17 protein-coding genes are annotated in these 15,499 nt (G+C 65.0%); 7 read left to right on the top strand and 10 right to left on the bottom strand.

The window, feature by feature from the left end; translation table 11 throughout:
• Positions 1-4: 4 nt before the first annotated feature.
• From NCR34_RS08300 to NCR34_RS08290, 3 genes are all read right to left on the bottom strand, one after another.
• Positions 5-751, bottom strand: coding sequence for a Crp/Fnr family transcriptional regulator (locus NCR34_RS08300; protein WP_159836384.1), 747 nt, complete (start codon positions 749-751; stop codon positions 5-7).
• 967 nt (positions 752-1,718) lie between these two features.
• Complete coding sequence (locus tag NCR34_RS08295) at positions 1,719-2,705, bottom strand: DUF1839 family protein (protein WP_250499560.1); 987 nt, start codon at positions 2,703-2,705, stop codon at positions 1,719-1,721.
• 82 nt (positions 2,706-2,787) lie between these two features.
• Entirely contained in the window at positions 2,788-2,940 is a 153-nt protein-coding gene (locus NCR34_RS08290) for a hypothetical protein (protein WP_250499559.1), read from the bottom strand.
• Positions 2,941-3,212: 272 nt separating this feature from the next.
• On the opposite strand from NCR34_RS08290, the gene NCR34_RS08285 reads away from it, so the two are divergent.
• The 4 genes from NCR34_RS08285 (at position 3,213) to NCR34_RS08270 (ending at position 7,460) form a co-directional block, all read left to right on the top strand.
• On the top strand, positions 3,213-3,746 hold the full coding sequence (locus tag NCR34_RS08285) for a GNAT family N-acetyltransferase (RefSeq protein WP_250499558.1): 534 nt from the start codon (positions 3,213-3,215) through the stop codon (positions 3,744-3,746).
• 128 nt (positions 3,747-3,874) lie between these two features.
• Positions 3,875-5,026 carry a glycosyltransferase family 4 protein gene (locus NCR34_RS08280; RefSeq protein ID WP_250499557.1) on the top strand — a complete coding sequence of 384 codons (1,152 nt, stop codon included), beginning with the start codon at positions 3,875-3,877 and terminating at the stop codon, positions 5,024-5,026.
• Positions 5,027-5,576: 550 nt separating this feature from the next.
• Positions 5,577-6,338, top strand: coding sequence for a FadR/GntR family transcriptional regulator (locus tag NCR34_RS08275; RefSeq protein ID WP_250499556.1), 762 nt, complete (start codon positions 5,577-5,579; stop codon positions 6,336-6,338).
• Positions 6,339-6,488: 150 nt separating this feature from the next.
• Positions 6,489-7,460: a Gfo/Idh/MocA family protein gene (locus NCR34_RS08270; protein ID WP_250499555.1), complete on the top strand. Its 972-nt coding sequence runs from the start codon at positions 6,489-6,491 to the stop codon at positions 7,458-7,460.
• Positions 7,461-7,477: 17 nt separating this feature from the next.
• Here the strand turns inward: NCR34_RS08270 and NCR34_RS08265 are convergent, their stop codons facing one another.
• The 6 genes from NCR34_RS08265 to NCR34_RS08240 form a co-directional block, all read right to left on the bottom strand.
• Positions 7,478-8,137, bottom strand: coding sequence for an amino acid ABC transporter permease (locus NCR34_RS08265; protein ID WP_175940475.1), 660 nt, complete (start codon positions 8,135-8,137; stop codon positions 7,478-7,480).
• A 152-nt stretch (positions 8,138-8,289) separates the two neighbouring features.
• Positions 8,290-9,090: a cystine ABC transporter substrate-binding protein gene (locus NCR34_RS08260; protein WP_175940474.1), complete on the bottom strand. Its 801-nt coding sequence runs from the start codon at positions 9,088-9,090 to the stop codon at positions 8,290-8,292.
• Between the two features lie 114 nt (positions 9,091-9,204).
• On the bottom strand, positions 9,205-10,236 hold the full coding sequence (locus NCR34_RS08255; protein ID WP_248319968.1) for a quinone-dependent dihydroorotate dehydrogenase: 1,032 nt from the start codon (positions 10,234-10,236) through the stop codon (positions 9,205-9,207).
• Positions 10,237-10,332: 96 nt separating this feature from the next.
• Positions 10,333-11,160 (bottom strand): arginyltransferase, encoded by an 828-nt coding sequence (locus NCR34_RS08250; RefSeq protein ID WP_248319967.1) that lies wholly within the window; start codon positions 11,158-11,160, stop codon positions 10,333-10,335.
• A gap of 123 nt (positions 11,161-11,283) precedes the next feature.
• A complete protein-coding gene (gene aat, locus NCR34_RS08245) occupies positions 11,284-12,033 on the bottom strand; it encodes a leucyl/phenylalanyl-tRNA--protein transferase (RefSeq protein WP_250499554.1) in 750 nt (249 codons plus the stop codon).
• Positions 12,034-12,049: 16 nt separating this feature from the next.
• On the bottom strand, positions 12,050-12,595 hold the full coding sequence (locus tag NCR34_RS08240) for an NUDIX hydrolase (RefSeq protein ID WP_175940470.1): 546 nt from the start codon (positions 12,593-12,595) through the stop codon (positions 12,050-12,052).
• Between the two features lie 192 nt (positions 12,596-12,787).
• Here NCR34_RS08240 and NCR34_RS08235 point away from each other — a divergent pair, with 192 nt between their 5' ends.
• Genes NCR34_RS08235 through moaE form a run of 3 tightly spaced genes read left to right on the top strand, consistent with a single transcriptional unit; the run spans position 12,788 to position 14,760 of the window.
• On the top strand, positions 12,788-14,014 hold the full coding sequence (locus NCR34_RS08235) for a molybdopterin molybdotransferase MoeA (RefSeq protein ID WP_350029426.1): 1,227 nt from the start codon (positions 12,788-12,790) through the stop codon (positions 14,012-14,014).
• 13 nt (positions 14,015-14,027) lie between these two features.
• On the top strand, positions 14,028-14,285 hold the full coding sequence (gene moaD, locus NCR34_RS08230) for a molybdopterin converting factor subunit 1 (protein ID WP_035970519.1): 258 nt from the start codon (positions 14,028-14,030) through the stop codon (positions 14,283-14,285).
• A gap of 1 nt (position 14,286) precedes the next feature.
• Entirely contained in the window at positions 14,287-14,760 is a 474-nt protein-coding gene (moaE, locus tag NCR34_RS08225; protein WP_250499552.1) for a molybdopterin synthase catalytic subunit MoaE, read from the top strand.
• Between the two features lie 82 nt (positions 14,761-14,842).
• On the opposite strand, the gene NCR34_RS08220 is transcribed toward moaE, so the two are convergent.
• Entirely contained in the window at positions 14,843-15,385 is a 543-nt protein-coding gene (locus NCR34_RS08220) for a group III truncated hemoglobin (RefSeq protein ID WP_250499551.1), read from the bottom strand.
• Between the last annotated feature and the right edge of the window lie 114 nt (positions 15,386-15,499).

The raw sequence follows: 15,499 nt of genomic DNA, 5'->3' as shown, positions 1-15,499 counted from the left end.
CATCTCAGACACTGGAGGCCGAAGCCGTCTCCTGCGCGCGCAGACGCGGCAGCAGGCGGTCGAACTCACGTTTGACGAGGCCGTAGCATTCGCACGCGCGCGCTTCCAGCCCTTCGCGATCCACCACCTTGATGCAGCCGCGGCTATGGTGGATGAGGCCCGCATCGTGCAGCTTGCCGGCCGCTTCGGTCACGCCTTCGCGACGCACGCCCAGCATGTCGGCGATCAGTTGCTGCGTGACTTGCAGTTCGTTCGACGCGGTGCGGTCGATTTCGATCAGGAGCCAACGGCACAGCTGCTTGTTGAGCGAATGATGACGATTACACGCTGCGGTCTGCGCGACTTGCGTGAGCAGGGCCTGCATGTACAGGAGCATCAGGCGGCGCAGAAAGTCCGAACGTCCGAACTGTTCGCGCAATGCCTGCGCGCTCATGCGATACGCGAATCCCGGGCACTGCACCTGGACACGCGTGGGCATGGTTTCGCCGCCGGTCAGGACCGGCACGCCCGTCATGCCTTCACGGCCGACTGCGGCGATTTCGACCGAACCGCCGTCTTCCATCGTATGCAGCAAGGAGATGATGGCGGTCGTCGGGAAGTACACGTGATGAATACGTTGGCCCGAATCGCAGAGCAGTTGCTCGGTGCGGAGTTGAACCAGTTCGAGATGCGGAGTCAGAGCTTGCCACTCATGTGCCGGAAGGGCGCCGAGGAGGTGGTTGCCGTGCAGGTCGGACTGAAGGGTCAGCATGTTTGTTCTCTCGTAACTTCGCGCGTTGCGCTTCACTTTTTTCTTTACTGGTGTGATCGTTCTCGGTCGCGTCTTTCGCGGCTGTGAAAACGTCTCACACCAGCCCCGTTAGCAGCCCGTGCTCGCTTGAGTTGATTTAGTAGATCGCGTCGCTTCGGGTTGCGCGACTCTTTTAGCGAGGACTGTGCCAATGCGGCGAACGTCAATGCTGGTGGGGCCTCACTGCTCGGACCCCTGCTGTGATGCGGCGCAGCGTCGCTATTTTGTTTCAGTCTTGAACATTGCTGGTCTTAGGAATCCCCATACGCCCGGAGGGGTATCGTCAGCGCAAACGGCTCGCGGACGGGGCCGAGCTTCGACGATCACCGTGCGATAAGCCTCAGAGGCCCGCGTCCCACTGCGAGAACCCCTCCTTTTGTAGGGACATTGAAAATTGATTCATCTGTGTTCCATCATGTTCGTGGCCTAACGAACGTGCTGCCGGCGCGGGCCCTCTTGCTTCCCGCCAAAGCCTTGCTGCACAAGGCTTTGCTCGGAGTGAAGAATGTGTTCCATGGCAATTTCGCAAACTGCTAAACGTTGCGCCTGCTGCACGAAACGGCTCGTCTGTGGGCCATGCCGCGCCCGAATGCGTGAATCGTGCCTGCAAGAGGGCGTGAGTTCGCCCACATAGCGCATGGAAGCGACCGGCTTTTCCCTCGAAAACCGCTATTCGCGTGTCAAACGTTTGCGAAAGCTGCAGTGGTTCCGAGGATCGACCCGACATCCGGATGTGCGCGCCGAACGTCTGGAACGCGCCATTACGCGGCGCGGAAATGTTTCATCGGGGACAACATGGGTCTTGGCGCACGTCGCATCTCACCATGCGAGCGTGAAATGCGCATGACGCGACGGAAGATCATCGCGATGTCATAAGCATGTGCGTGACGCGCGGCTCCCGCGCGTAAGGCGAACGATCAGCGAACGATCAGCAGACAATAGCCGCGAGCGTGGGCACCACGCGCTCATACGCGGCTTCCATGATGTCGAACGAGGCGTCGCAGAGATCCGCCTGCCAGTTTGCGAGCGCCCGCGCGAGCCGGCATTGCAGCGCCTTCGCTTCGCTTGCGATCGCGCGAGCGGCAACGTGGGTCGTCACCGGAATGTCGAAGCCCTGTTCGCGCATCCATTCGAGGTAATGCGCGAGCAGCTCGAAGTTGCCGCCGAGCTGACGCATCACGTGAGACGCATAGGGCCGCGCATACGTTTCTCCGCGCTCGAGCATCGTATCGACATGCGCTGGAAACGCGCTGCGCCAGCGCGATATCGGGTTATACATGGGACGGCGCAGCAGGTGCGCGCACAACAGGTCTGCCGATGCTTCCGCAAGCGCTGTCCCGCCGAGCGATTCGCGCGCGCGTTTGATGAACTCGACATGCGGGAACAGGGCTTGCCCACGCGCTGTGCCCGCTGCACCGGTTGAAGCCGTATCGTGCGCAGCGCTGGTTCCGAGCACGCCGTCGTAGTCGTCGCCGTGAAGCAGGTGATAACCGCTGTGATGGAAGTAACCGAGCCGTCGTGCGTTGGCGTCGATCACGTCGATGGCGATAGTCGTCTTCACATGCTCGCGCCGATAGAAAAGCGCGCGCATGTCGGGCAGAAAGAAGGCATCGACCTCGACGAGCACCGTATTGCCGCGGCGCGTTTGCACGAGCGCGCGTTCTTCGAGCGAGCCGAACACGGCGAGTTCCTGCACCTGCAGGCCGTAGAGCTTTTCGATGTCTTCATGAGGCGGACGGCCGAGCGTGAACTGGTCGTCCTCGAAGTCCTGCGTGACCGTGTAGGCCAGCATGGCATGCGGTTCGAGCTGGTTGCCGTGCAAGAGCTCGATCCACAGATCGACGGGGTCCGCGCCATCGCGCCAGATGCGTTCGGCACGATGCAGCGCATGCGCGCGATGGCGTTTTGCGCGCATGCGCAAGGGATCGAGTGAAACGACGCGTGAACGACTGACGCCGGAACTCGTCATACCGCTGGTATGAAACGCGCTCATGGGCTTACCTCGGGCCTGAAAAGCCGGCAACCGATACCGCGTGCGCGCCGAAGCATTCGTTGTTTTTACCTGCGCTTTTATCGCTTTGGTTTTTATCGCTTGCGCTGTGTTCGCTTTTTTCGCTTTCTAAGGCGCCGCGTTCAATGGCGGGTTGCATTGTGATTTTCCCATGAAGGTGCGCAACGACGCGAGTGCTATCGCGACACGCGCACGAGCCTTCCGCGCGTGGCGCGGAACTCGATGACATGTCGCGATGGATCTCGTGAAGGCGTCCTTTTCCCCGAAGACGCCCTCTTGTGTGGTTGACCTTATTTGACGGGGCCGCAAGCCCTGGAGTCGGTGCGCCCCCGCACTGAAAGCTTGTTTCGCGGGACGTAACGTTCAATCGTCGCAACGCCGGTGAGAAACCGGCAGCAAGGAGAACAACCAATGAATTGGAAGACCCTGGATTTCGAACAGCTCACTGCGCGCGAGCTTTATCTGATTCTGCGTGCGCGCAGTGCGGTGTTCGTCGTCGAGCAATCGCATGTGCATCTCGATGCGGACGGCCGCGATGAAACCGGCGTGCACGTCTTCGCCACGGACGACATGACGCGCCCGATGCCGGTGCTCGCTTACGCCCGCATTCACGAAGGCGATATGGAAGATCCCGAAGTCGTCGTGGACAAGATCCTGACGAGTCCGCTGCGCCGTGGCGATGGCACCGCGCACGCGCTCATCGAACGCGTGCTCAACGTGTGCGCCGAACGTTGGCCGGGCCGCGCGGTGCGGCTCACGGCGCCCGTGAGTCTGCGCGCGTTCTACGAAGCGTTCGGCTTTCGCAAGACCGAAGGACCGTTCCTCGAACACGGCATGCCCTATATCGGTCTGACAAGAAAAGGCCGCACGACGCGCGAAACGAGCGCCAGCAAGTCGCAGCAAGCGGGCGCCAACGCGTTCGCCAATACGTACGAACTGCTCTGAAGCCCGACGCGCGCCGCTTGTCTTCGGCGCGCGCGTGTTCGCGGTACCTGTAGCTCTTCTTCAAAACGATAACGAACCGCGCGGCCGGCGTCTTCACGTGTGCCGGCACGCGCGCAACCGGCACCCTCATGCGAATAGTCCATCTCGCCAACCACGCGCAGATCATCGGCAACGGCACCGTCAACATGATGGTCGATCTCGCATGCATGGAGGCGCGCATGGGACACGACGTGGTCGTCGCATCGTCGGGCGGCGGCTTCGAGCCGCTGTTGCGGCGTCATGGCATCACGCATATTCCATTGCAGCAGTCGCGACAGCCCTGGCGCGTGCCGTCGATGATCGCGGGCTTCAATCGTCTCATCGATCGCTTCGATCCCGACATCGTTCACGCGCACATGATGACGGGCGCGCTCATCTCGCGTTTCGGCAGCATGCGACGCCGCTTCGCGCTCGTGACCACCGTGCATCACGAACTGCAGAAGAGCGCGTCGCTCGTGCGCGCGGGCGATCGCATGGTCGCCGTGAGCGATGCCGTCGCTCGCACGCTGGAGGAGCGCGGCATCGGACGCGAACGCGTGTCGGTCGTGCTCAATGGCGCCGTCGGCGCGCCGCGCCTCACGTGTCGTCCCGCGGCGCGTCCGGTGCACATGAAGCGGCCGAGCGTCGTCTGCGTCGCGGGGATGTATCGGAGGAAAGGCATCGCGGATCTCTTGAAAGCCTTCGCGATGGTGCGCGAACAAACGGCGCATCAGCGGGACTTCATCGCGGAGCCGCACTTGTATCTGATCGGCGATGGTCCCGAACGCGAGTCGATGGAAGCGCTCGCCGCCGAACTCGGCCTGCAATCGGCTGTTCATTTCACGGGCTTCGTGACCGACCCGCGCCCTTATCTCGCGAACGCCGATGTCTTTGCGCTCCTGTCGCATCAGGACCCGTGTCCGCTCGTGATCGCCGAGGCGCGCGAAGCGGGCTGCGCCATTCTCGCGACGCGCGTGGGCGGCATTCCCGAATTGCTCGATGGCGGCGGCGCGGGCGTGCTAGTGCCACCGGGCGATCCGGCGCAGGCCGCCGTGAAGCTGCGCTGGCTGCTGCTCGATTCGCAAGCCCGCGGGCAGTATGCGTCGCGCGCGCGGGAAGACATTCAGCGGCTTTCAGTCGAAAGAGTCGGCAGCGAATACGTGGCCATCTATCAGCAGACGCTTGCCGAGCGCGAGTCGCTGCAACGTCGCGATCAACGCATGCACGCGAGGCGTCCGCGCGCCTCCGACGGCGCCATGTAAGCGCCCCCATACGCCGCGCAAGACGATGCGACGGCGTTTCAAAGCGGCATTCTCATGAACTAAGCACTGCATGAGAATTTCGGTAATCGCGTCATACAATAGCCGCCCCCGCGCGAGCGAGCGTTCGCGTTCGCACAGAAAGCCTACGAGATGCTTGCTCAAATGAGTGCATGAACGGCTGACGTTTTCTAGCCGAAAAAAAAACACAAAAAACGCCGCGCTGCGACGCCGTCATTCATCAGTTTCCCTGAGGAATGACGGCGCCCGCGCGGCGCGAGCACAGGAAATTGAGCGTACGAATACCGCAGCGAATGCGGCATACGCGTGCGCAACGACTAGGAACGGCGGCAAGCGTAGGCGCCTTGGCGCGGCGATCAGAGGGAATACCCTGTCAGGAAATTCCGCACTGGTTTTCGACGCGACGAAGACGCAACGTGTAGTGCGACGAATGGATGTTCGGAAATTCGTCGCCTTGGCCGCCACGGGACGCGTGAGAGCGACGCGCACAGACACACATGGGCTACGGACAGGCGGATAGGGGAGAAGTGTGATGGATGAAAACAAAGAGCGGTCGCTGGTGGCGAAGGTCATGGACGGGCTCGTCTCGGGGATCGTCGAGCAGAAATACGGCGCGATACTGCCGCCGCAAGACATCCTTTCGAAAGAGTTCGACGTGAGCCGCACCGTCATGCGCGAAGCGCTCTCGATGCTGCTCGCCCGTCACATGCTGGACGTGCGGCCGAAAACCGGCACGCGCATCCGGCCGATGAGCGACTGGCGTCTCATCGACGAAGACGTGGTGTCGTGGCGTTTTCGCGCGAAGCCGGATCAGACTTTCTTGCGGGATGTAATCGAATTCCGCATGCTGATCGAGCCGCGCGCCGCCGCGCTCGCCGCCGCGCGCGCGACGCCCGACGAGATCGCCGGCATCCGCGACGCGTTCGAGGCGCTTTCGCGCCTTCAGGTCGGCGAGCCCGAGTATCAGGCCGCGGACGAAGTGCTGCATACGCGCATCGTGGCCGCGAGCGGCAACCAGTTCTTCCGGCAAATGACGGCCATCGTGCGCGGCGCGCTCGTGACGGTGAATCCGATCGTGGACGGCATCGAGTCCGTGCGCGAGGCGACGCTCGCGGCGCAGCGCAGCGTCGTCGAGGCGATCGAGGCGAAAGACCCGGCAGCCGCCGAACGCGCGACGCGCTCGCTCGTCGATCTCGCGGCGGAGGAAGTGGGGCGCGCCTTCTCGCTCGAACGCATGAGTCAGCCGAGCCAGCCGGTGTCGCCGCCGGACGTGAACGCGTCGGCCGGAGCCTGAGCGGGTTCGAGCTCGCTGGCGCTGTCGGCGCGAAGGCGCCAAGCAATCGCATCGTCCGATGAAAGCCGGGCCTCGTGCCCGGCTTTGTCGTTTTCGCGCGGCGCGATCAGGCACAATCCCCGCAAGTTCATATATCCGGAGGCAACCTGCATGGAATCGATACGCTGGGGCATCGTCGGCGCGGGCCGCATCGCGCGGCGCTTCGCCGAGAGCCTGCAACACGTCGAGGGCGCGACGCTCGCGGGCGTGACGTCGCGGCGGCCCGAGTCGGCGCGCGCGCTCGCCGAGCCGTTCGGCGCGACCGCATTCGATGACTTCGATACCTTGCTCGCGAACATCGACGCGCTCTACGTCGCGACGATGCAGGACAGCCATCCGCACTATGCGTTGCGCGCGTTCGCCGCGGGCAAGCCCGTGTTATGCGAGAAGCCCGCGGCCGTGAACGCGCGCATCTTGCAGCAGATGATCGACGCGGCGCGTGGCGCGAAGGTCCTCTTCATGGAGGCGATGAAGCCGCCGTTCTACCCGCTGTATCGGCGCTTGCGCGATCATCTGCAGGCCGATTCGATCGGCGATATCGGCCTCTTGCGCGCGGGCTGCTCGATGGCGAACGTGCCGGCCGATCATCCATCCTTTTCACTCGAAGCGGGCGGCGGCGCGTTGCTCGATATCGGCATCTACGAAGCGTTTCTCGCCGTCGACTGGCTCGGCGAGGCGCTCGACGTGCAGACGATCGGTCGCGTCGGCGCGACGGGCGTCGATGTCTTCGCGAGTCTGAACGTGCGGCACGAGCGCGGCATCGCGCAGCTTTTCTGCGGAATGGACCTGCAAGGACGCGGCGACGCGCTCGTCGGCGGCACGAAAGGCACCGTGGTGATTCACGAGAACTGGTGGAACCCATCTCGCGCGACCATCGCCTATACGGACGGTCGCAAGGTGGAGCTCGACGAGCCGTTTTCAGGCGGCGGCCTCAACTACGAGACCGCGCACTTCTGCGAGCTGCTGCGCGCGGGTGTAACCGAAAGTCCGGTGATGCCGCATGTCATGTCCATGCGCATGATGGCGATCATGGATGCCGCGCGGCGCGATCTGGGCGTGCACTTCCCGTTCGAGGAAGACTGAACGAGGCCGCGCGTGTATCAATGCCGCCCGGGCAGCGCGAGCCGCCGCTCGAACACGCGCTGCACGACTTCCAGCACGCTGCACAGCAGCCAGTACACGAAGGCCGCCGCCAGATAGAGCGGCAGCGGCTGATAAGTCGCCGCGATCACTTCCTGCGCGCTGCGCAATAGCTCGGTCACGGTGATGACCGACACGAGCGACGTGTCCTTGATGAGACTGATGAGGCTGTTCGAAAGACTCGGCACCGCGATGCGCAGCGCCTGCGGCCCGATCACGTAGCGCAGCGTCTGCGTGCGTGACAGGCCGAGACTGTACGCCGCGAGCCATTGCCCGCTGTGAATGCCGAGAATCGCGCCGCGCATGCTTTCCGACAGATACGCCGCGACGTTGGCCGATAGCGCGATGACGCCCGCCGGCGTCGGTTCGAGCGAGATGCCGAGGCTCGGCAAGCCGTAATAGATCACGAAGATTTGCACGAGGAGCGGCGTGCCGCGCATCACGCTGACGTACACGCGCCCGATGCCGACGAGCGCGCGATTGCGGCTGATGCCCATCAGCGCCAGCACCGTGGCCGCGATGAGGCCGAAGAACATCGAGTACAGCGCGAACTTGATCGTCAGCAGCGCGCCTTGCGCCAGCACCGGCGCCGATTGAACCAGCAGGGAAGTGGTCGACATGAACGGGAAAACGTAAGCGGAAAGCGCGCGGATCGAAACGAAAAGCCGGGCGGCGCGCGAAAGCGCACATCATAAACCGGGCGCGAAAAAGAGAAGGGCGGCACCGTGAGACGATGCCGCCCGATCATGCGTGCGCTCGCGTGTCTGCGTGCTTACTTCGCCGGCTTCGTCACGTCGATGCCGAACCACTTGTCGGAGATCTTCGCGAACGTGCCGTCCTGTTCGAGCTGGGTCATCGCGTCGTCGATCGCCTTCGCGAACTTCGGATTGCCCTTCTTGAACGGGATGCCCGACGGATTGCCCGCGCCGACGTTCGCGCCCGTGCGCAGCGGCAATTGCGAGTTCTTGAGCAAGTACGCGAGCATCAGGCGGTCGTTGAGCGCGGCGTCCAGACGGCCCGCGGCCAGATCGCGCAGATATTCGGGCGCGCCCGGGTACGTCTTCACGTCGATGCCCGGCACCGACTTCGCCATGTCCATGTAGTTCGTGCCGAGGCCGACGCCGAGCTTCTTGCCCTTCAGATCTTCGAGCGACTTGAAGTCACGCTTGTCGTCGGCGCGCTGGATCAGCTGCGCGTTCGAGTACGTGTACGCCGGCGAGAAGTCGAGCGTTTCCTTGCGCTTGTCGGTGATGCCGACCTGGTTCACGATCACGTCGAACTTGCCTGCCTGCAGGCCCGCGATGATGCCGCTCCACTCCGTCGTGACGAACTCGGGCTTCACGCCGAGCTTGGCGGCGACGGCTTTCGCGATGTCCACGTCGAAGCCGACGAGCTCGCCCGACGGCGCCTTCGAGTTGAACGGCGGGAACGTGCCTTCCAGACCGACGCGCAGCGTGCCGCGCTGCTTGACCTGATCGAGCAGGTCTTCTGCGTGCGCCGTGGCCGTGACCGCGGTGAACGCCGCGCCGATCAGGCTGGCGGCGACGAGCTTCTTGAGCGTGGACAGGTTCATCGTGTTGTTCTCCTCGTGTTGGCAAAGTGGCGCGCCGCTTGTTCCAGCGCCGCGCCCGTTAGGTGCGGCATCATAGAGAAACTGCAACCGGCGCGTAAGATCGTTTGCTTATGTCTATATTCCCTGCGCGAGCGACTCGACGCATTCGGTGACGAGCGCCGGCCCGCGATAAATCAGCCCCGTGTAAATCTGCACGAGCGATGCGCCCGCCGCGAGCTTCGCGCGCGCATCCGCGCCGGAGAAGATGCCGCCCACGCCGATGATCGGCACTTCCGTGCCCACTTCCGCGCGCAGTTTGCGGATCACTTCGTTTGATGCATCGAACACCGGACGCCCCGACAGGCCGCCCGCTTCGTCGCCGTGCTTCATGCCGGCGACGGCGGTGCGCGAAAGCGTCGTGTTGGTGGCGATCACGCCGTCGATGCGATGCGCGAGCAGCGTGCCCGCGATCGACTTGATCTGCTCGTCGTCGAGATCGGGCGCGATCTTCAGCGCGAGCGGCACGAGCTTGCCGTGCAGGTCCGACAAACGCTGCTGCTTGTCCTTCAGCGCGCCGAGCAGCGCGTCGAGCTCGCCCGCGCCCTGAAGTTGCCGCAGGTTCTTCGTGTTCGGCGACGAGATGTTGATCGTCACGTAGCTCGCGAACGGATACACGCGTTCGAGACAGTACAGATAGTCTTCGGCGGCGCGCTCCATCGGCGTATCCGCGTTCTTGCCGATGTTGAGCCCGAGCACGCCGCGATAACGCGCGGCCTGCACGTTCGCGACGAACTGATCGACACCGCCGTTGTTGAAGCCCATCCGGTTGATGAGCGCGCCCGCCTCAGGCAAGCGGAAGATGCGCGGGCGCGGGTTGCCCGGCTGCGCGCGCGGCGTCACGGTGCCCACTTCGATGAAGCCGAAGCCCAGCGCGGCGAGCCCGTCGATGCACGCGCCGTCCTTGTCCAGTCCCGCCGCGAGGCCGACCGGATTCCGGAACGTGAGGCCCATCACGGTGCGCGGCGAATCGGGGCCGCGCTTGCCGAGCACGCCGGCCAGTCCGGTGCGGCCGGCCGCGCGGAGCATGCGCAAGGTCAGGTGATGCGCGTCTTCCGCGTCCATGCGAAAAAGGCGCGAACGCGCGAGCGGGTAGAGAGAACTGAGCACGGATGAGCGCCGGCGACGGCGAATTTTTTTAAGACCGCTATTTTAGCGGCTTTGTCGCGCGCGCCCGGAGCCGGATGACATGGCGCGTGGACGCCGTTATTTCGGCTGGCCCGGCCCGGTGCTGCGGCCCGGCATCGGCAGGGCGCCGGCCGAGTGCGTCGTCGCGGGATCGAGCACCGACCAGCGCCCATCGACGAGCCCTTCCAGCGGCCGGAAATTGGCCTTGTAGGCCATCTTTTCGCTCTCGCGAATCCAGTAGCCGAGATAGACGTGCGGCAAGTCCAGGCTTCTTGCCTGCTCGATTTGCCAGAGGATGTTGAAAGTGCCGTAGCTCGTCTTCGGCAGATTGGGCTCGAAGAACGTGTACACGGACGAGAGCCCGTCGCCGAGAATGTCGATCATGCTGATCATGCGCAGCGCGCCGGGCGCGTCGGGCGTGTCGGGCGACGCAGGCTCGCGGAACTCGACGAGCCGCGAGTTGATCCGGCTTTGCAGCAGGAACTGCTCGTACTGATCGCGGCTGTCGCGGTCCATGCCGCCGCCCGCGTGCCGCGCCGACTGATAGCGCATGTAGAGCGCGTAGTGTTCCTCGTCGTAATGCAACGGCGCGACGCTCGCGATCAGATTGCCGTGCTGCTTCCACACGCGCCGCTGCGCGCGGTTCGGCGCGAAGCGCGCGACGGGCACGCGCACCGGCACGCAAGCGCGGCAGCCGTCGCAGTACGGGCGATACGTGAACACGCCCGAGCGCCGGAAGCCCGCCTTGACGAGTTCCGTGTAGACGTCCGAGTTGATCAGGTGGCTGGGCGTCGCGACTTGCGAGCGCGCCACGCGCCCTTCCAGATAACTGCAAGGGTAGGGCGCTGTTGCATAGAATTGCAGCGCGGAAAGCGGTGACAGTGGCAGCTCGTTCGGATGTGTCACTTTGGCGGCTCTCGCAGGCGTCGTCTCTTCATTGCCGCGTGCGCTTCGCGACTGGCGAAGGCGTGCGCGGCGGATCGTGCGTGTCTGAGTACTCGTGTCGCAAACGGTGCGCCCGGCGCGGGCTCAGGATGATCGGGGCGCGGCCGTGCCGGTGAGGTCGGTCAGCACGGACTTGTCGAAGCGCCACGGGATCGGCGCTTCGGCGACCGCGCGGCGCAGATGCGCGACGAACGCGCGGCGGGGGATCTCGCGGCCGCCCAGCGACGCCAGATGCGACGTGTTCTGCTGGCAGTCTATCATCTCTATTTTGTGGCGGCGCAAGTGTCCGACGAGTGCCGCGAGCGCGATTTTCGAGGCATCCGTTTCGTGCGCGAACATGGATTCGCCGAAGAACATGCGCCCGAACGACACGCCATACAGCCCGCCCACGCGCACGCCGTCGCGCCAGGTTTCGATGCTGTGCGCCTCGCCCGCGCGATGCAGCGACGTATAAGCCTCCACGATATCCGCCGTGATCCACGTGCCGCGCTGGCCTTCGCGCGGCGTGTCGGCGCAGGCGCGCATCACGGCGGGAAAGTCGTGATCGACGCGCACTTCCCACGCGTCGTCGCGAACAATCCGCTTCAACGTCTTGCGCAGCGAATGCGACACCTTGAACTCGGCGGGCACGAGCACCATGCGCGGATCGGGGCTCCACCACAGCACGGGCTGTCCGTCCGAATACCACGGGAAGATGCCGCGCCGGTAGGCGTCGACGAGCCGCGAGGGCAGAAGATCGGCGCTCGCGGCGAGCAAGCCCGGCGCGCCGCTCGATGCGCCGAGCGCGCGCTCGACCGGCGGGAACGGATCGTCGTGGGCGAGCCAGGGAACCATGATCGTCGTGCGCCGTTCAACCTTCGCGCAGCGTGCGGAAAATGTCGCCGGTATGCAGCGTGAAGTTGCCGGCGGCGCGGTCGGCGAAGAAAAAGCGCAGCGTCTGGCCGACGGTCGGGAACGCGATCTCGTCCCACGGAATTTCGCTCTCCTCAAAGAGCCGCACTTCCAGACTTTCTTCGCCGGGGTCCAGCTCGATATCGAGCAGCCGCGCGAGATAGAACAGATGCACCTGATGCACGTGCGGCACGTTCAGCAGCGTGAACAGGCTCTGGATTTCGACGCGCGCGCCGGCTTCTTCCAGCGTTTCGCGGGCGGCGCCTTCGCTCGTCGTCTCTTCCATTTCCATGAAGCCGGCGGGCAGCGTCCAGTAGCCGTAGCGTGGCTCGATCGCGCGGCGGCACAGAAGCACCTTGTCGTCCCACACGGGCACGGTGCCGACGACGTTGCGCGGGTTCTGATAGTGCACGGTGCCGCAGTTGTTGCAGACGAATCGCTCGCGGTTGTCGCCGGGCGGAATGCTCAGGCCGACCTCGTGGCCGCAGACGGAACAGAATTTCATGGAAATGGACGCTGGAAGTGTGCTGCGAGTGTATCACTGGGGCGGGGCAGCTTTCGCGCGCGGCGCGGGCGTCGGGTGCCGCGCGATGAGTCGCTACAATAGTTGCCGATCGCCTCATTTTTCCATTCCTTCAGCGCGCCGCGCTCCAGCGAAGCCATGTCCTCTCCGTCAGCCGGTTCATCTCGTCCTCCGATGCTCGCCACAGCCGATGCCCTCGGTCGTCTGCTCGACGCCGCGCGCCCGGTGACGGACACCGAGCGTATCGACACGCTCGACGCGCTCGGGCGCGTGCTCGCCGCCGACGTGACCTCACCGCTCGACGTCCCGCCGATGCACACCAGCGCGATGGACGGCTACGCGGTTCGCGCCGCCGATCTCGCCGCCGCCAGCGACGCCGCGCCGGTCGCGCTGCGCGTCTCCCAGCGCATCCCGGCCGGTCAAGCGGCCGAGCCGCTCGCGGCAGGCACGGCGGCGCGCATTTTCACGGGCGCGACGGTGCCGCCGGGCGCGGATGCCGTCGTGATGCAGGAAATGGCGCAGGCGTCGGACGATGGCACCGTGGCATTCACGCAGCCGCCCGCTGCCGGCGAATGGATCACGCGGCAGGGCGCGGACATCGAGCGCGGCTCGGTCATTCTGCGCGCGGGCACGCGGCTGACGCCGCAGGCGCTCGGTCTCGCGGCGTCGGTCGGCTGCGCGGCGCTCGATGTAACGCGGCGCGTGCGCGTCGCGATTTTCTTCACCGGCGACGAACTGCGCATGCCCGGCGAGCCGCTCGCGCCTGGCGCCATCTACAACTCGAACCGCTTCACGCTGCGCGCGCTGCTCGCGAAGCTCGGCTGCGACGTGACGGACTTCGGCATCGTGGCCGACCGGCTCGACGCCACGCGCGACACGCTGCGCCGCGCCGCGCTCGACCACGATCTGATTCTGACGTGCGGCGGCGTTTCCGTCGGCGAGGAAGATCATGTGAAGCCGGCGGTCGAAGCAGAAGGGCGCATCGCGATGTGGCAGATCGCGATGAAGCCGGGCAAGCCGCTCGCGTTCGGCGCGGTCCGTCGCGGCGAAGGCGGGCAGGAGGCGTTCTTCATCGGCTTGCCGGGCAATCCTGTTTCGAGCTTCTGCACGTTCTTGCTGTTCGTGCGGCCGTTCGTGCTGCGCCTCGCGGGCGTCGAGGATGTCGCGCCGCGCGTCTACTCCATGCGCGCCGACTTCACGCAGAGGAAGGGCGATCGGCGCAACGAGTTCCTGCGCGCGCGCGTGAACGACGGCGGCGGCCTCGATCTCTTCCCGAACCAGAGTTCGGCGGTGCTCACGTCCACCGTCTGGGGCGACGGCCTCATCGACAATCCGCCGAATCACGCGATCAGCGCGGGCGAGACGGTGCGGTTCATTCCCTTTTCAGAGTTGATGCGGTAAGGAACGAAGTCCCATGAAAGTCGAACTGAGATTTTTTGCGAGCGTGCGCGAGGCGCTGGGCGTCGCGAACGAGACGGTGAGCGTGCCGGATACGGTCGTCAACGTCGGCGACGTGCGCGCCTGGCTGCGCATGCGCGGCGGCGTGTGGGCCGAGACGCTCGCGGAAGGCCGCGCATTGCGCATGGCCTGCAATCACGTGATGACGAATGCCTCGCAGCGCATCACCGATGGCTGCGAAGTCGCGTTCTTCCCGCCGGTCACGGGTGGCTGACATGGGAACGCATGCGAAAGTCCGCGTGCAGGAAGCCGACTTCGACATCAGCGCCGAAGTGGCCGCGCTGCGCGCCGACAATCCGAAGGTCGGCGCGGTCGCGTGTTTCGTCGGCACGGTGCGGGATCTGAACGAAGGCAGCGCCGTCGAGACGATGGAACTGGAGCACTATCCGGGCATGACCGAGAAGTCGCTCGAAGCGATTGCCGATCAGGCGCGCGAACGGTGGCGCGGCTCGGATGTGCTCATCGTGCATCGCGTCGGCAAGCTGAAGCCGCTCGATCAGATCGTGCTCGTCGCGACGACCGCGATGCATCGCGCGGAAGCGTTCGAATCGTGCGCGTTCGTGATGGATTACCTGAAGACGCAGGCGCCGTTCTGGAAGAAGGAAAAGACGGAGCAGGGCGAGCGCTGGGTCGACGCCCGCGAATCCGACGACGCGGCACTTGCGCGCTGGACGCGGCCTGCGGGTTGACCAGCGGCAGTGGTTCTAGTCGTCGCGCTTGTTCACGGCGCTGCTTTGGCAGCCGGACGCCGCCGCGCCGCTTATACGCGCGTCAGTCTTCGTCGGCCGGCTTGCCGACGAACTTCGTCGGGAACGGCTCGCCTGCCGGGCGCTCGGGGAAACGCGGCTCATCCCGGCCGCCGGTGCGTTGGCGCTTGAGCGCCGCGAGCAGGGCTTCCTGCGCCTCGGGAATCCGGTAGTCCCAGCCGAACTTGCTCAACTGGAGACTTTGCGCGATGCGCAGCGCCGGCTCCATGAACTGCACCGCCGCGCCGGGCTCATAGCGCGCTTCGACGGTGTTCAGAAACAGCGACAGCCAGCGCGCGAAGTGCTGCGGCTCGATGCCCTCCAGCGGCCGATGCGCCTCCTGCACGTTCCCCCGATATTGCTTCGAGCCGAGCACGAGGCTCGACCAGAACGTCGTCATCTTCGCGAGATGCTCGTCCCAACGGCCGGTCAGTTGCCGCGCGAAGATCGGGCCGAGCAGCGGATCGTCGTCCACGCGGCGATAGAACGCCTCGACCAGCGCGCGGATGTTGCTTTCCGTGGGCTCGCGCTCGCGGGTGAGGGCGTGACTCGTTTCGTCTCGGTTCATGGCTGAAGACTTCATGGCTGCAAACGGTAAGTCTCACGTCAGCGGCGGAATCATCGCGAATCTGGCTGACGCAAAGCACCCAAGTGGCGCAGAATGTTGAGCAGTGCTCTGGCG

This window comes from Caballeronia sp. GAWG1-5s-s (genome assembly GCF_023631445.1).
Classification (GTDB): domain Bacteria; phylum Pseudomonadota; class Gammaproteobacteria; order Burkholderiales; family Burkholderiaceae; genus Caballeronia.
The sequence above is the reverse complement of the archived record's forward strand: the minus strand, read 5'-3'. Positions and strand labels throughout refer to the sequence as shown.

What these genes read in the sequence shown, in the direction of transcription:
- NCR34_RS08235 (WP_350029426.1), top strand. Translation starts at nt 12,788, where the DNA reads ATGCTCGCCACAGCCGATGCCCTCGGTCGTCTGCTCGACGCCGCGCGC.
- NCR34_RS08240 (WP_175940470.1), bottom strand. Translation starts at nt 12,595, where the DNA reads ATGAAATTCTGTTCCGTCTGCGGCCACGAGGTCGGCCTGAGCATTCCG.
- aat (WP_250499554.1), bottom strand. Translation starts at nt 12,033, where the DNA reads ATGGTTCCCTGGCTCGCCCACGACGATCCGTTCCCGCCGGTCGAGCGC.
- NCR34_RS08220 (WP_250499551.1), bottom strand. Translation starts at nt 15,385, where the DNA reads ATGAACCGAGACGAAACGAGTCACGCCCTCACCCGCGAGCGCGAGCCC.
- NCR34_RS08260 (WP_175940474.1), bottom strand. Translation starts at nt 9,090, where the DNA reads ATGAACCTGTCCACGCTCAAGAAGCTCGTCGCCGCCAGCCTGATCGGC.
- moaE (WP_250499552.1), top strand. Translation starts at nt 14,287, where the DNA reads ATGGGAACGCATGCGAAAGTCCGCGTGCAGGAAGCCGACTTCGACATC.
- moaD (WP_035970519.1), top strand. Translation starts at nt 14,028, where the DNA reads ATGAAAGTCGAACTGAGATTTTTTGCGAGCGTGCGCGAGGCGCTGGGC.
- NCR34_RS08290 (WP_250499559.1), bottom strand. Translation starts at nt 2,940, where the DNA reads ATGCAACCCGCCATTGAACGCGGCGCCTTAGAAAGCGAAAAAAGCGAA.
- NCR34_RS08270 (WP_250499555.1), top strand. Translation starts at nt 6,489, where the DNA reads ATGGAATCGATACGCTGGGGCATCGTCGGCGCGGGCCGCATCGCGCGG.
- NCR34_RS08295 (WP_250499560.1), bottom strand. Translation starts at nt 2,705, where the DNA reads ATGCGCGCAAAACGCCATCGCGCGCATGCGCTGCATCGTGCCGAACGC.
- NCR34_RS08285 (WP_250499558.1), top strand. Translation starts at nt 3,213, where the DNA reads ATGAATTGGAAGACCCTGGATTTCGAACAGCTCACTGCGCGCGAGCTT.
- NCR34_RS08280 (WP_250499557.1), top strand. Translation starts at nt 3,875, where the DNA reads ATGCGAATAGTCCATCTCGCCAACCACGCGCAGATCATCGGCAACGGC.
- NCR34_RS08265 (WP_175940475.1), bottom strand. Translation starts at nt 8,137, where the DNA reads ATGTCGACCACTTCCCTGCTGGTTCAATCGGCGCCGGTGCTGGCGCAA.
- NCR34_RS08300 (WP_159836384.1), bottom strand. Translation starts at nt 751, where the DNA reads ATGCTGACCCTTCAGTCCGACCTGCACGGCAACCACCTCCTCGGCGCC.
- NCR34_RS08275 (WP_250499556.1), top strand. Translation starts at nt 5,577, where the DNA reads ATGGATGAAAACAAAGAGCGGTCGCTGGTGGCGAAGGTCATGGACGGG.